At 73.2% G+C, this 12,478-nt stretch carries 16 protein-coding genes; 6 read left to right on the top strand and 10 right to left on the bottom strand.

Annotated features, from left to right (window positions below; translation table 11 throughout):
* Positions 1–90 precede the first annotated feature (90 nt).
* The 4 genes from mqnE to ACFVYI_RS07780 all read right to left on the bottom strand — a co-directional run bounded on the left by mqnE (position 91) and on the right by ACFVYI_RS07780 (position 3,540).
* A complete protein-coding gene (mqnE, locus tag ACFVYI_RS07795; RefSeq protein WP_360630456.1) occupies positions 91–1,254 on the bottom strand; it encodes an aminofutalosine synthase MqnE in 1,164 nt (387 codons plus the stop codon).
* A 62-nt stretch (positions 1,255–1,316) separates the two neighbouring features.
* A complete protein-coding gene (locus tag ACFVYI_RS07790) occupies positions 1,317–2,279 on the bottom strand; it encodes a threonine/serine dehydratase (RefSeq protein ID WP_387882255.1) in 963 nt (320 codons plus the stop codon).
* 4 nt (positions 2,280–2,283) lie between these two features.
* Entirely contained in the window at positions 2,284–2,745 is a 462-nt protein-coding gene (locus tag ACFVYI_RS07785) for an Lrp/AsnC family transcriptional regulator (RefSeq protein ID WP_329488232.1), read from the bottom strand.
* Positions 2,746–2,886: 141 nt separating this feature from the next.
* Positions 2,887–3,540, bottom strand: a complete 654-nt coding sequence (locus ACFVYI_RS07780) for a UbiX family flavin prenyltransferase (RefSeq protein ID WP_387882254.1) — start codon at positions 3,538–3,540, stop codon at positions 2,887–2,889.
* Positions 3,541–3,607: 67 nt separating this feature from the next.
* On the opposite strand from ACFVYI_RS07780, the gene ACFVYI_RS07775 reads away from it, so the two are divergent.
* Positions 3,608–4,351, top strand: coding sequence for a cyclase family protein (locus tag ACFVYI_RS07775; RefSeq protein ID WP_387882253.1), 744 nt, complete (start codon positions 3,608–3,610; stop codon positions 4,349–4,351).
* A gap of 58 nt (positions 4,352–4,409) precedes the next feature.
* Positions 4,410–5,120 (top strand): MOSC domain-containing protein, encoded by a 711-nt coding sequence (locus ACFVYI_RS07770; protein WP_387882252.1) that lies wholly within the window; start codon positions 4,410–4,412, stop codon positions 5,118–5,120.
* A gap of 23 nt (positions 5,121–5,143) precedes the next feature.
* Here the strand turns inward: ACFVYI_RS07770 and ACFVYI_RS07765 are convergent, their stop codons facing one another.
* On the bottom strand, positions 5,144–5,536 hold the full coding sequence (locus tag ACFVYI_RS07765; RefSeq protein WP_387882251.1) for a VOC family protein: 393 nt from the start codon (positions 5,534–5,536) through the stop codon (positions 5,144–5,146).
* Between the two features lie 180 nt (positions 5,537–5,716).
* Between ACFVYI_RS07765 and gcvH the strand changes: the two genes are divergently transcribed.
* A complete protein-coding gene (gcvH, locus tag ACFVYI_RS07760) occupies positions 5,717–6,109 on the top strand; it encodes a glycine cleavage system protein GcvH (protein WP_387882250.1) in 393 nt (130 codons plus the stop codon).
* 27 nt (positions 6,110–6,136) lie between these two features.
* On the opposite strand, the gene ACFVYI_RS07755 is transcribed toward gcvH, so the two are convergent.
* Entirely contained in the window at positions 6,137–7,024 is an 888-nt protein-coding gene (locus ACFVYI_RS07755) for a RimK family alpha-L-glutamate ligase (RefSeq protein WP_387882249.1), read from the bottom strand.
* A gap of 194 nt (positions 7,025–7,218) precedes the next feature.
* Between ACFVYI_RS07755 and ACFVYI_RS07750 the strand changes: the two genes are divergently transcribed.
* Positions 7,219–7,713, top strand: a complete 495-nt coding sequence (locus tag ACFVYI_RS07750; protein ID WP_387882248.1) for a GNAT family N-acetyltransferase — start codon at positions 7,219–7,221, stop codon at positions 7,711–7,713.
* A gap of 10 nt (positions 7,714–7,723) precedes the next feature.
* Here the strand turns inward: ACFVYI_RS07750 and ACFVYI_RS07745 are convergent, their stop codons facing one another.
* Positions 7,724–8,344 (bottom strand): DJ-1/PfpI family protein, encoded by a 621-nt coding sequence (locus ACFVYI_RS07745; protein ID WP_387882247.1) that lies wholly within the window; start codon positions 8,342–8,344, stop codon positions 7,724–7,726.
* Positions 8,345–8,433: 89 nt separating this feature from the next.
* Positions 8,434–8,904, bottom strand: a complete 471-nt coding sequence (locus tag ACFVYI_RS07740) for an HIT family protein (RefSeq protein ID WP_387882246.1) — start codon at positions 8,902–8,904, stop codon at positions 8,434–8,436.
* 195 nt (positions 8,905–9,099) lie between these two features.
* Here ACFVYI_RS07740 and ACFVYI_RS07735 point away from each other — a divergent pair, with 195 nt between their 5' ends.
* The gene (locus ACFVYI_RS07735; protein ID WP_387882245.1) at positions 9,100–9,735 is read left to right on the top strand and encodes a DUF998 domain-containing protein; all 636 of its coding nucleotides are present in this window, start codon (positions 9,100–9,102) and stop codon (positions 9,733–9,735) included.
* Between the two features lie 53 nt (positions 9,736–9,788).
* The gene (locus ACFVYI_RS07730; protein ID WP_387882244.1) at positions 9,789–10,004 is read left to right on the top strand and encodes a DUF4287 domain-containing protein; all 216 of its coding nucleotides are present in this window, start codon (positions 9,789–9,791) and stop codon (positions 10,002–10,004) included.
* Between the two features lie 106 nt (positions 10,005–10,110).
* On the opposite strand, the gene mqnP is transcribed toward ACFVYI_RS07730, so the two are convergent.
* Both mqnP and ACFVYI_RS07720 read right to left on the bottom strand, forming a co-directional pair.
* Positions 10,111–11,019: a menaquinone biosynthesis prenyltransferase MqnP gene (gene mqnP, locus ACFVYI_RS07725; protein ID WP_387882345.1), complete on the bottom strand. Its 909-nt coding sequence runs from the start codon at positions 11,017–11,019 to the stop codon at positions 10,111–10,113.
* Positions 11,016–12,467 (bottom strand): menaquinone biosynthesis decarboxylase, encoded by a 1,452-nt coding sequence (locus tag ACFVYI_RS07720; RefSeq protein WP_387882243.1) that lies wholly within the window; start codon positions 12,465–12,467, stop codon positions 11,016–11,018. The genes mqnP and ACFVYI_RS07720 overlap by 4 nt, the downstream gene beginning before the upstream one ends.
* Between the last annotated feature and the right edge of the window lie 11 nt (positions 12,468–12,478).

The raw sequence follows: 12,478 nt of genomic DNA, 5'->3' as shown, positions 1-12,478 counted from the left end.
AACCCGGGGCCCTGTGCGGACCCGGTGAAGAACGCCGCCTCCCGGGCCGACGGGCGGCACGGGAGGCGGCGCGGACCGTTCGGGGAACGGTCAGAGGCGCATCGCCTGCGGGGTCTCGCGGCGCGTCAGGTCCGGGCCGTCGTACTCGCGGATGATCTCGTAGCGGGTGTTGCGCTCCACCGGGCGGAAGCCGGCGTCCCGGATCAGGCCGAGCAGGTCGTCGCGGCCGAGCTTGTTCGGGGTGCCGAAGTTGTCCGCGTCGTGGGTGATCTTGTACTCGACCACCGAGCCGTCCATGTCGTCCGCGCCGTGGCTGAGCGCCAGCTGCGCGGTGGTGACGCCGTGCATCACCCAGAAGACCTTGACGTGCGGCACGTTGTCGAAGAGCAGCCGGGACACGGCGAAGGTCTTCAGCGCCTCGGCGCCGGTGGCCATCTCGGTGCGCGCCATCAGCTTGTTGCGCACGACCCCGTCCTTGGAGTCGTGGAAGTCGTGCTGGTAGCGCAGCGGGATGAAGACCTGGAAACCGCCGGTCTCGTCCTGCAGCTCACGCAGCCGCAGCACGTGGTCGACCCGGTGCCGGGGCTCCTCGATGTGGCCGTACAGCATGGTGGACGGCGTCTTGAGGCCCTTGCTGTGGGCGAGGCGGTGGATCCGCGACCAGTCCTCCCAGTGGGTGTCGTGGTCGACGATGTGCTGGCGGACCTCCCAGTCGAAGATCTCCGCGCCACCGCCGGTCAGCGACTCCAGACCGGCGTCGATCAGCTCGTCCAGGATCTCGTCGGCCGGCAGGCCGCTGATCTTCTCGAACCAGTGGATCTCGGTGGCGGTGAAGGCCTTCAGCGAGACGTTCGGCAGCGCCGCCTTCAGCTCCCGCAGCGAGCGCGGGTAGTAGCGCCACGGCAGGGTCGGGTGCAGCCCGTTGACGATGTGCAGCTCGGTGAGGGAGTCGACCTCCATCGCCTTGGCGAGGCGGACGGCCTCCTCGATGCGCATCGTGTACGCGTCCTTCTCGCCCGGCTTGCGCTGGAACGAGCAGTACGCGCACGACGCGTTGCACACATTGGTCATGTTGAGGTGGCGGTTGACGTTGAAGTGGACGACATCGCCGTTCTTCCGCGTCCGCACGTGGTGGGCCAGCCCACCCAGCCAGGCCAGGTCGTCGCTCTCGTAGAGCGCGATCCCGTCCTCGCGGGTCAGCCGCTCACCCGCGTAGACCTTCGCCTCCAGCTCGCGCTTGAGCCCTGCGTCCATGCGGTGCCCCGCCTCCTCCGACTTCGAATCGTTGCCGGAACGAGCGTACGCCTATGCCGCCGTCATGCCGCGAGCAGCTCCGCGAGCAGCGCCGGGTCGATGTTCCCGCCGCTGACCACGGCGGCGACCGCCTGGCCGCCGATCTCGGCCGCGCGGTGGAAGTACGCGGCCGGGGCGACCGCGCCGGAGGGCTCCGCGACCAGCCGGCCGCGGCGGGCCAGCAGGGCCACCGTGGCCCTGATCTCGTCCTCGGTGACGGTGACGATGTCGTCCACGTACGCGGTGAGGTGCCGGAACGGCAGCTCACCGACGGACGGCGTGCGCAGCCCGTCCGCGATGGTCCGGTAGGTGTCGGCGACCGGCCAGGTGAGCCGCTCGCCGGCGCGCAGGCTGGCCTGCGCGTCGGCGGCCAGCTCGGGCTCGACGCCGACCACCCGGATGCCCGGGCGGGTGAGCTTGAGCGCGGCCGCCGTCCCGGAGATCAGGCCGCCGCCGCTGACCGGGACCAGCACGGTGTCCAGCTCGGCCGGGGCGTCCTCGGCGATCTCCAGGCCGACCGTGCCCTGACCCGCGATGATGTACCGGTCGTCGTAGGGCGGCACCCAGACGTAGCCGTGACGCTCGGCCAGCTCGGCCGGCACCGTGTCGCGATCGGCCGGCGGGACCAGCAGCACCTCGGCGCCGAACGAGCGGGTGCCCTCGACCTTGACCGCCGGCGAGGTGTCCGGCATCACGATCAGGGCCTTGATCCCGAGCAGCCCGGCCGCGTACGCCACCGCCTGGGCGTGGTTGCCGCTGGACTGGGCGACCACGCCGCGGGCCCGCTCCTCGTCGCTGAGCGCGGCGAGGCGGTTGTAGGCACCGCGGGTCTTGAAGGCACCGGTCGGCTGGAGGTTCTCCGGCTTCAGCCAGAGCCGGCGCTCGCCGTCGCCCGCCCAGGGGGCGGGGACCAGCGGGGTGCGCACCGCGACCCCGGCGATCCGCTGCCGAGCCGCGCGCAGCTCCTCCAGACCGACCAGTTCCATCGTGTTACTCGCCTTCGACCATCGGGAGCTCGCTCACCCGGTTCTCCCACTTCGTGGAGAGTACGACGGTCGTACGGGTACGGGCCACGCCTTTCGTGCCGGAGATCCGCTTGACCACCGACTCCAGGCCCTCCACGTCGGAGACCCGGACCTTGAGCATGTACGAGTCGTCACCGGCGATGAACCAGCAGTCCTCGACCTCGCCGAGGTCCTTGAGCCGGAACGCGACGTCCTCGTGGTCGGCCGCGTCGGTGAGCTGAAGGCCGATCAGGGCCGTGACGCCGAAGCCGAGCGAGGCCGGATTGACCGTCGCGCGGTAGCCGGTGATCACCCCGGCCTGCTCCAGGCGGTTGATCCGGTCCGTGACGCTCGGGCCGGAGAGGCCCACCAGTCGGCCCAGCTCGGCGTAGGACGCGCGGCCGTTCTCCCGGAGCGCCTGGATGAGCTGTCTGTCCACCGTGTCCATATACCGTCCGCGTCCTTCCGAACCTCACCAGACCCACAGATCATTATCCGGATTCAAAGGCGCCATGCGCGGAACAACCCGGATATCGCAGAGAACATACTCTCCCGCCTCCGGCCGCCCCACTCCCCCCGGCTCACGCCTTCACTCCCTCCGGTCGGCCGGGCGGGCGGCCGCGCCCAACTCGCCCTCCCAGCGGCGGTACAGCGTGTGCGGAACGCCGACGGCGTCCAGCACCCGGCCCGCCACGAAATCGACCAGTTCGCGGACGGTGGACCCGCCGGCGTAGAAGCCGGGCGAGGCGGGGAGCACCACGGCGCCCTGCGCGTCCAGCTCGACCAGGTGCTTCAACGTCACCCCGTTGAGTGGCGCCTCGCGGACGCAGACCACCAGCGGCCGGCGCTCCTTGAGCGTGACGCTGGCGGCCCGCTGGAGGAGGTCCTTGCTCAGCCCGAGCGCGATCCCGGCCACCGCGCCGGTGGTCGCGGGGACGACCAGCATGCCCTTGGCCGGGTACGAGCCGCTGGACGGCCCGGCCGCGAAGTCCCCCGCCGACCAGTGGCGGACGTCGTCGAGACCGTGGTCGTCGCCCAGCCAGGCCGCGAGGTCGGTGCGCCAGTGCGCGTCCCGGAAGGAGATCCCGGTCTCGTCCAGGATGGTGAGCCGGGCGGCCCGGCTGACCACGAGGTCGACCGGCTCCCCGGCCGCGAGCAGCGCCCGGATCACCGAAGCGGCGTACGGCGTGCCCGACGCGCCCGAGACCCCGACCACCCACGGCTGACGCTTTTCTGTTCCCATGCCCCCTTTCTATACGGCGGCCCCCGGGGCGGGCCCATCCGCGTTCACCCCTGCGAGGATGGGCGGCATGGCAGCGACCCTCGTCGACCTCACCCATCAGGTGACCACCGCGATGCCGGTCTACCCCGGCGATCCGGCCGTCGTCCTGGCGCCCGCGCTCACCACGGCCACCGCCGGGGTGAACGTGCTGGCCCTGCACCTCGGCTCGCAGTCCGGCACCCATGTGGACGCGCCGTACCACGTGGACGTCACCTGGCCCACCCTGGACGGCCTGCCGCTGGAGCGGTTCACCGGCCCCGCGGTCGTCGCCGACCTGCGGGGGCTGGAGCCGCGGGCGGAGGTGACGCCCGAACTGCTCGCCCCGGCGCTGGAGCGGGCCGGTGAGGGCACCGTCCTGCTGCTGGCCACCGGCTGGGCCCGGCACTGGGGCACCGACGCCTACCTGGCCCACCCCAGCCTGAGCACGGCGGCGGCCGAGGCGATCGTCGCCGCCGGGGTGCGGACGGTCGGGGTGGACGCGCTCAGCGTCGACCCCACGCCCGACCCGGGCCCGGGCGACCCGGCGGTCGCCGCACTGCTGGCCGACCTGACCGACGAGCACGACCAACCGACCGCCCCGGAGCCGACGTTGGCCGCGCACCGGGTGCTGCTCGGGGCGCCCGGCGGCGGCGTGATCGCCGAGAACCTGACCGACCTGCGGGTGCTGCTGGAGGCCCAGCGGGCCGGTCGGCCGGTGGAGGTCTCGCTGTTCCCGCTGCGTCTGGTGGCCGCCGACGGCGCACCGGTGCGGGCGGTGGCGCGACTGGGGTGAGCGCCCGTCGACACTTGGTCTAGACCATCCCCGGCGGGCGCCGCTACGCTTTCCCGCCATGGCAGAGATCATCGGAGTGATCGAGCAGCTCTGGCGCTACCCCGTGAAGTCCACCGGCGGCGAGCGGCTCGACTCCGTCGAGGTGGACGAACGCGGCCTGGCCGGCGACCGCCTCTACGCGGTGCGCGACGGCACCGGGAAGCTGGGCTCCGGCAAGAACACCCGGCGCTTCCGCCGGATGGACGGCCTGCTCCGCCTCTCCTCCCGGCTCGGCCACCGGCTCGACGGCCCCGAGCTGTTCGACCCGCTGGGCCGGCCGGTCGCCGATCCCACCGCCTTCCTGCGCGCCTACCTCCAGCGCCCGGACGTCGCGCTGGCCCGCGAGGACGCCGTCTCGCACTTCGACCAGCTGCCGGTCAGCGTGCTCACCACGGCGACCCTGGACTGGGTGCGCGAGGCCGCGCCCGGCGCCGTCGTGAACGTGCGCCGGTTCCGCCCCAACATCCTGCTGCGGACACCGCCCGGCATCCCGCCGTTCGTCGAGGACGACTGGTTCGGCCGCGAGGGCGGCGGCGGCACCGGCGCCCGGCTCGCCTTCGTCCGGGCCAGCGAGCGCTGCGTCATGACCACCGCCGCCCAGCCCGGCCTGCCGCACGCCCCGGAGATCCTCAAGGCCATCGCCCAGACCCACGGCGGCCGGCTGGACGCCCTGGCCGGGGTGGTGACCCCCGGGCGTCTCAGCGTGGGTGACGAACTGTCACTGACCTGAGGCCGCCGGGCCGGCGCTCGCCCTCAGGCGTCGCCGCGCCCCCGGGGGCGGGCCGGGAGCAGGCAGAACGGGTGGCCGGCCGGGTCCGCGTAGATCCGCCAGCCGCCCCCGTCGCCCAGCCGGGTGGCGCCGAGTGCCAGGACTTCACGCTCGGCGCCGTCGAGGTCCGCCACGTCGACGTCCAGGTGCACCTGCTGCGGGTACGCCGGGTCGGGCCACCGCGGCGGGCGGTGGTCGGCGACGCCCTGGAAGCAGAGCACCGGGCCGCCCTCGGTGTGCAGGGTCGACCACGCGTCGCCCAGCGACCACCGGGGATCCGGCCGGTCCACCTCCCCGCCCAGCAGGGCCGCGTAGAACCGCGCGAGCACGGCCGGCCGCGGGCAGTCGAGCACGATGCACTGCAGTGTGCCGATCACGGTTCTCCTCCGACGGCGGGAATGTGGTCCGCCGCCATTGTCTCCCCGCCCCCGATCCCGGCCGGGGCCGGACTCACTCCCCCGGGTGAACGTCCCGGCCGGGCCCCGGGATCTGTAGCAGGCTCTCCCGTGCGACTGACGAACCGTCAGTGACGCGGCGACGACACCACGGAGACCCTCATGGCCAACATCCCGGGCGACCTCACGTACTCCAAGGACCACGAGTGGGTGCGCTCCCTGCCCGACGGCCGGCTGCGGATCGGCATCACGGACCACGCCCAGAAGCAGCTCGGCGACATCGTCTACGTCGAACTGCCCAAGCAGGGGGACCGGTTCGAGCACGGTGAGCCGTTCGGCAGCGTGGAGTCCGTGAAGTCGGTGAGCGAGATCTACGTGCCGCGGAGCGGCACGATCAGCGCCGTGAACGACGGCCTGGACGACGCGCCCGAGCAGGTCAACGAGGACCCGTACGGCGACGGCTGGATGATCGAGATCACGCCGGTGGCCGGCGGCGACCAGGAGAGCCTGCTCACGGCCGCCGAGTACGAGGACTACATCAAGTCTCCCGAGTGACGGCGCCGCCGGGGCCGGGCGGTGGCGCTACCCCGCCGACCGCCGGGCCTCGGCCGCCACGGCGTCGACGAAGCGCCGCAGCCCCTGCGGAGCGGTCCGCAGGAACAGGTTCGGCTCGATCAGCTCCAGCTCCATGACCACCGGCTCCCGGTCCTCGCCCAGCGCCAGGTCCACCCGCGCGAACAGCAGGGAGCCCGGCGACGGGACGGTCGCCAGCGCCGCGCGGGCGGTGCGCAGCTCCGCCTCGGTCGGCACGTACGGGGTGACGCCGGGGTGGGCCACCCGGTCGTTGTCGATCACTCCGGGCTCGGTCAGCACGGGCCCCTTGCGGATGGCGTGGCTGAAGGCGCCGGCGACGAAGACCAGCCCGCGCTCCCCCTCCTCCACCAGCGGCAGGTACGGCTGGACCATCACGGTGCGCCCGCGGTCCAGCAGCAGCCGGGCGTGGCGCACGGCGTCCGCCGCCCGGCCGGGCTCGTAGCGGGCGGTGTCGCGCGCGCCCGCGGAGACGGCGGGCTTGACCACCACGCCCTGGGCCAGGTCGAAGTCCGCCTCGTGGCAGTGCTCGCCGGGGGCGAGGAAGCGCGTCGGCACGGCCGGGACGCCGCGCTCGGCGAGCGCCGACAGGTAGCGCTTGTCGCTGTTCCAGCGCACCACCGGTGCCGGGTTCCACAGCCGGGTGGCGCGGGCCGTGGTGTCGGCCCAGGCGAGGAACTCCCCGAGGCGCTCCGAGTAGTCCCAGGTCGACCGTATGACGGCCAGGTCGAACCCCTCCCACCCCGGGGCCTGCGCGTCCCAGGGCACCGCCTCGGCCGCCAGACCGTCGGCCCGCAGGGCGTCCACGATCAACGGGAGGTCCGCGTCGTACTCCGCGGCTGCGGCGGTGGTGACGACGGCGATCCTGGCAGTACCCACGCGAACTCTCCTGTCCCGACCGGCCGATGAACCCCCAGTCTAGGGAGCGGGTACGACACGCTCCGACCCGGATCGGCGGCCCGGAGCCGGTCACCGGCACGGTCCGGGACGTCACCGGACGGCCCGCCCGGACGCTGCGCGCCCGGGCCGAGGAACATGCCGCCCGCTTCCGCCGACCGGACTACGCTCCCCGGATGACCACGAGACTGGAGCGGCTCCGGGCCGACCACGCGCCGGCCCTGCTGGCCTTCGAGCGGGAGAACCGGGAGTACTTCGCCCGGTCCGTCCCCGATCGCGGGGACGGCTACTTCGCGGAGTTCGCCGACCGGCACCGCGCCCTGCTCGCCGAACAGGCCAGCGGGGCCTGCCACTTCCACCTCCTGGTGGACGAGCGGGGCGAGCTCCTCGGCCGGGTCAACCTGGTGGACGTCGCGGCCGGGGCGGCCGAGCTCGGCTACCGGATCGGCGAGCGGGCCGCCGGCCGGGGCGCGGCGACGGCGGCCGTCCACGAGGTGTGCCGCCTGGCCGCGGCGGAGTACGGCCTCACCACGCTCACCGCCGTCACCACGCTCGACAACGCGGCGTCGAGGGCCGTGCTGCGGCGAGCCGGGTTCGCCGTGATCGGCGAGCTCGCCATCGGCGACCGCCCGGGCCTGCGGTACCGGCGCGACCTCGGCGCCGTGGGGTAGCGGCGACCACTCAGCCGAGCGTGCGGACGCGCTCCCGGACGGCGGCCGGGGCCTTGGCCACGGAGCCGGTGTCGAACGGGGGTCGGGGGTCGTACTCGGTGAGGAGCTGGACGGCCTGGGCGGTGAGGTCGTCGGTGAGCAGGGCGGCCAGCCCCAGGGCCATGTCGATGCCGGAGGAGACGCCGGCCGAGGTGATGATCCGGTCGTGGCGGACGACCCGCTCGGCGGTGTAGGTGGCGCCGTGGGCCTCCAGGTCGGCGACCGCCGCCCAGTGGGTGGTGGCGGTGAGGCCCTTGAGCAGCCCGGCCGCGCCGAGCACCAGCGAGCCGGTGCAGACCGAGGTGGTGAACCTGGTCGCCCCGTGCACCCCGCGGACCCAGTCCAGGAAGTCCGGATCGGCGAGCAGCGGCCGCACCCCACCGCCGCCGGGGACGAGCAGCACGTCGCAGGAGTCGATCTCCGAGTACCGGGTGGGGACGTCGACCGTCAGGGCCCCCAGCACATCGGTGACCCGCCCCGGCTCGGGCGCGACGAAGCGCACGTCGACGCCCGGGACGTGCCCGAGGATCTCGTACGGCCCGATCGCGTCGAGCGGCTCGAAACGGTCGAAGAGCGGGATCACGATGTCCATGGGCGCAGCGTAACCGGCGCCCGGGCCGGGCCCGTTGGGTGCGCGGCCGGGTTCACGGGATGGAGTGACGGCGCCGGCCTGAGGGAATATCAGCGCAGCGCGTCGAGCTCCGCGCCGATGGCGGCGCGGATGGCGTCCTGGTCCGGGCCGAGGGCGTGGCGGGCGTCGCGCCAGTGGTCCTGGGGGTAGAGCCAGACCGGCATCCGCACCAGGTGGTCCGGCTCCCAGTCGAAGCGGGGCCAGACGTGGGCGTGCAGGATCGGGTCCGTGTTGCCGAGGATCTCCAGGTTGACCCGGCGGAAGGCGGGATCGGCGGCGCGGCAGGCGCGTTCGACGGCCTCGCCGAGGCGGTCCAGGTCGGCGAGGTAGGCGAGCCGGCGCGGGCGGGGCAGGTCGGAGAGGCGCTCGACGCCCGGTTCGTCGGTGAGCAGGATCGCGTAGCCGGGCAGGAACTGGACGTCGCCCATGACGGCGAACCCGGCGTCGAGCCGGCGCACCACGGTGGGGTTCTCGCCCCGCAGCGCGCTGCCGATCCGGTCGGCACGGAAGTCGGCGGTCATCGGGCTCTCCGTACGTCCGGGCGGCCCTGCGCCGCCGATGCGAGGTGTCGGCGGCGACGCGGCGACCCCGACCGGATCGTAGACCGGCGGGCCGGCGGCCCCTGTGACGCAGGTCACTTCCACCGCACCGATGAGTTCCGTCGCCGCGCCCGGTCCAACCTGCAACACCACCGCGAAGCACGGAGGACCGACCTCATGACCCACGCCCTCGCGGCCCCGGCGGCCGCTCCGTCGACCAGGCTCCTGCTGGCCTCCGGCGCCGCCGCCGGCCCGCTGTTCCTCGTCGTCGGCATCGCCCAGGGCCTCACCCGGGACGGCTTCGACTTCGGCCGCAACGCCCTGAGCCAGCTCAGCCTCGGTGACCTGGGCCTGATCCAGCAGGCCGCCTTCCTGCTCACCGGCGCCCTCGTCCTCGCCGGTGCGGTCGGCCTGCACCGGGTGCTGCGCGGCGGCCCGGGCGCCACCGCCGCCCCCCGGCTGGTCGCCGTGTTCGGCGCCTCGTTCCTGGTCAGCGGGGTGTTCTCGGCCGATCCGGGGGCCGGGTTCCCGGTCGGCGCACCGCAGGACCGGGTCGGCGAGCTCAGCGCGCACGGCACCGTGCACATGGTCGCCGGCTCGGTCGGCTACCTGGCGCTCTGCGCGGCGTTCCTCGTCCTCGCCCGCCCCTTCGCGGCCGCGGGCCGGCGCGGCTGGGCCCTGGCCTCCCGGCTGGTGCCGGTCGGCGTGCTGGCCGGCTTCGCCGGGTCCTCGGTCACCGTGGCGGCCTTCACCGCGGGGGCCGCCCTCGGCCTCGGCTGGCTCTCGGCCACCATGGCCGGGCTGGCGGCGTGACCACCGCCCCGGCATGATCGACCCACCGCTGACGACCCCGACAGGAGAATCCCGTGACAACCGAACCCGTGAAGGGTCCCGCCAGCTACTTCCCCTCGATCGAGAAGAAGTACGGCCTGCCGGTCGCGCACTGGAAGGAGCTGATCCGCTCCTCCCCGCTGACCGGGCACACCGAGCTGGTCACCTGGCTCAAGTCCGAGCACGGACTGGGCCACGGCCACGCCAACGCCCTGGTGAAGCACACCCTCGACGAGGACGCCGGCCGCTAGGCCACCCGGTCGACCGCGCGCCCGGCGGGACCGGCCGGGCGCGCCCGGGCCGTGGGGGGGGCGGGGGGGGGGCGACGCGAGGCCGCCCCCCGCACGGCCGGGGAGGTCAGATCCCCAGGCCGCGCACGACCAGGTCCACCAGGGCGAAGAAGAACAGCGAGATCCCGACGAAGCCGTTGGTCTGGAAGAACGCCCGGTTCAGCTTCGACAGGTCGTGGGGCTTCACGATGCTGTGCTCGTAGCCGAACGCCCCCGCCACCACCAGCAGGCCGACCCAGAACGCCGGGCCGGCGTCGGTCAGCACGGCGTACCAGCCGAGCAGCAGCGTGGTCAGCACGTGGCAGGCGCGGGCACCCCGGATCGCCGCCGGGACGCCGAAGCGCGCCGGCACCGAACGGACGCCGCCCACCCGGTCGGAGGCGACGTCCTGGCAGGCGTAGATCAGGTCGAAGCCGCCGATCCAGATGCCCACCGCCGCACCCAGGACCACCGCGTCCCAGGACCACGTGCCGGTGACGGCGAGCCAGGCGCCGATCGGGCCCATCGCCTGGGCCAGGCCGAGGATCGCCTGCGGGAAGTCGGTGAACCGCTTGCCGTACGGGTAGACCACCATCGGCACGACGGCGACCGGCGCCAGCGCCAGGCAGAGCGGGTTCAGCAGCGCGGCGGCGCCGAGGAAGACCACCAGGGCGACCGCCGAGCCGACGTACGCCGTCCTCACCGACACCGCGCCGGTGACCAGTTCGCGCCCGGCGGTGCGCGGGTTCCGGGCGTCGATCTCGCGGTCGATGATCCGGTTGGCGGCCATCGCGAAGGTCCGCAGGCCGACCATGCAGACCGTGACGACGAACAGCTCGCCCCAGTGCACCCGCTCGTCGGCGAGGAACATGGCCGTCAGCGCGGCGATGTAGGCGAAGGGCAGGGCGAAGACCGAGTGCTCGATCATCACCAACCGCAGGAAGGCCTTGACCTTGCCGGGCGGGACTTCGGGGAGTGCGGCGGCCGTACTCATCAGAGCCCGTACTCCTTCCAGCGACGGTCCACCAGCGCGGCGACGGCCGGGTCGGACGAGACCATCTCCGGCCAGCCACCGTCCCGGGTGTAGCCCTCCTCGGGCAGCTTGCGGGTCGCGTCGATACCGGCCTTGCCGCCCCAGAACTGCTGGTAGGAGGCGTGGTCGAGGTGGTCGACCGGGCCCTCGACGACGGTGAGGTCCCGGCTGTAGTCGACGTTGCCGAAGGCCCGCCAGGCGACTTCCTGGTAGTCGTGCACGTCGCAGTCGGAGTCCACGACGATGATCAGCTTGGTCAGCGACATCATGTGGGCGCCCCAGATGGCGTGCATCGTCTTCTGGGCGTGCTTGGGGTACTTCTTGTCGATCGAGACGATCACGCAGTTGTGGAAGCCGCCGGCCTCGGGCAGGTCGTAGTCGACGATGTCCGGGATGATGATCTTCAGCAGCGGCAGGAAGAACCGCTCGGTGAACTTGCCCAGCGGGCCGTCCTCCGTCGGCGGGCGGCCGACCACGATGGACTGCAGGATCGGCCGGCGGCGCATCGTCACGCAGTCGATCGTCAGCGCCGGGAACGGCTCCTGCGGCGTGTAGAAGCCGGTGTGGTCGCCGAACGGGCCCTCGGGCAGCATCTCGCCGGGCTCCAGCCAGCCCTCCAGCACCACCTCGGCGTCGGCCGGGACCTGCAGCGGCACGGTCTTGCAGTCGACCATCTTCACCCGCTCCCCGGCCACGAAGCCGGCGAACAGGTACTCGTCGATGTCACCGGGCAGCGGCGCGGTGGCGGCGTAGGTGACGGCCGGCGGGCAGCCGAAGGCGATCGCGACCGGCAGCCGCTCGCCGCGCTTCGCGGCCACCGCGTAGTGGTTGCGGCTGTCCTTGTGGATCTGCCAGTGCATGCCGATGGTCCGCCGGTCGTGCCGCTGGAGGCGGTAGAGGCCGAGGTTGCGGACGCCGCTGTCCGGGTCCTTGGTGTGGGTCAGACCCAGGTTGAAGAAGGAGCCGCCGTCCAGCGGCCAGGTGAAGAGGGCGGGCAGCTCGTCCAGGTTGACGTCGTCACCGGTGAGCACGACCTCCTGGACCGGGGCGTCCTTGACGTTGCGCGGGGGCACGTGGGCCATCGAGGCCAGCTTGCCGAAGGCGTCCCGGAAGCCGGTGAAGCCGTGCGGCAGCTCGGGCCTGAGCAGTCCGGCGATCTTCTCGGCGATGTCCTCGGGCCCCTTGAGGCCGAGCGACTTGGCGAGCCGGCGCTCGGTGCCGAAGACGTTCATCGCCAGCGGCATCGACGAGCCCTTGACGTTCTCGAACAGCAGGGCCGGACCCTTGGCCTTCTGGACCCGGTCGACGATCTCGCCGATCTCCAGATGGGGGTCCACCTCGGCCTTGATGCGCTTGAGATCGCCCTCGCGGTCGAGGGCCCGCAGAAACGAGCGGAGATCGTCGTATGCCATGCCAGTCAGTA

Origin of the sequence: Kitasatospora sp. NPDC058218, from assembly GCF_042882445.1 — a bacterium.
In the GTDB taxonomy this organism is placed as follows: Bacteria; Actinomycetota; Actinomycetes; order Streptomycetales; family Streptomycetaceae; genus Kitasatospora.
Note: the sequence above shows the minus strand (reverse complement) of the source record. Positions and strands in the feature narration are given on the sequence as shown.

What these genes read in the sequence shown, in the direction of transcription:
- ACFVYI_RS07720 (WP_387882243.1), bottom strand. Translation starts at nt 12,467, where the DNA reads ATGGCATACGACGATCTCCGCTCGTTTCTGCGGGCCCTCGACCGCGAG.
- ACFVYI_RS07785 (WP_329488232.1), bottom strand. Translation starts at nt 2,745, where the DNA reads ATGGACACGGTGGACAGACAGCTCATCCAGGCGCTCCGGGAGAACGGC.
- ACFVYI_RS07775 (WP_387882253.1), top strand. Translation starts at nt 3,608, where the DNA reads ATGGCAGCGACCCTCGTCGACCTCACCCATCAGGTGACCACCGCGATG.
- gcvH (WP_387882250.1), top strand. Translation starts at nt 5,717, where the DNA reads ATGGCCAACATCCCGGGCGACCTCACGTACTCCAAGGACCACGAGTGG.
- ACFVYI_RS07745 (WP_387882247.1), bottom strand. Translation starts at nt 8,344, where the DNA reads ATGGACATCGTGATCCCGCTCTTCGACCGTTTCGAGCCGCTCGACGCG.
- ACFVYI_RS07750 (WP_387882248.1), top strand. Translation starts at nt 7,219, where the DNA reads ATGACCACGAGACTGGAGCGGCTCCGGGCCGACCACGCGCCGGCCCTG.
- ACFVYI_RS07735 (WP_387882245.1), top strand. Translation starts at nt 9,100, where the DNA reads ATGACCCACGCCCTCGCGGCCCCGGCGGCCGCTCCGTCGACCAGGCTC.
- ACFVYI_RS07780 (WP_387882254.1), bottom strand. Translation starts at nt 3,540, where the DNA reads ATGGGAACAGAAAAGCGTCAGCCGTGGGTGGTCGGGGTCTCGGGCGCG.
- ACFVYI_RS07740 (WP_387882246.1), bottom strand. Translation starts at nt 8,904, where the DNA reads ATGACCGCCGACTTCCGTGCCGACCGGATCGGCAGCGCGCTGCGGGGC.
- mqnE (WP_360630456.1), bottom strand. Translation starts at nt 1,254, where the DNA reads ATGGACGCAGGGCTCAAGCGCGAGCTGGAGGCGAAGGTCTACGCGGGT.
- ACFVYI_RS07790 (WP_387882255.1), bottom strand. Translation starts at nt 2,279, where the DNA reads ATGGAACTGGTCGGTCTGGAGGAGCTGCGCGCGGCTCGGCAGCGGATC.
- ACFVYI_RS07770 (WP_387882252.1), top strand. Translation starts at nt 4,410, where the DNA reads ATGGCAGAGATCATCGGAGTGATCGAGCAGCTCTGGCGCTACCCCGTG.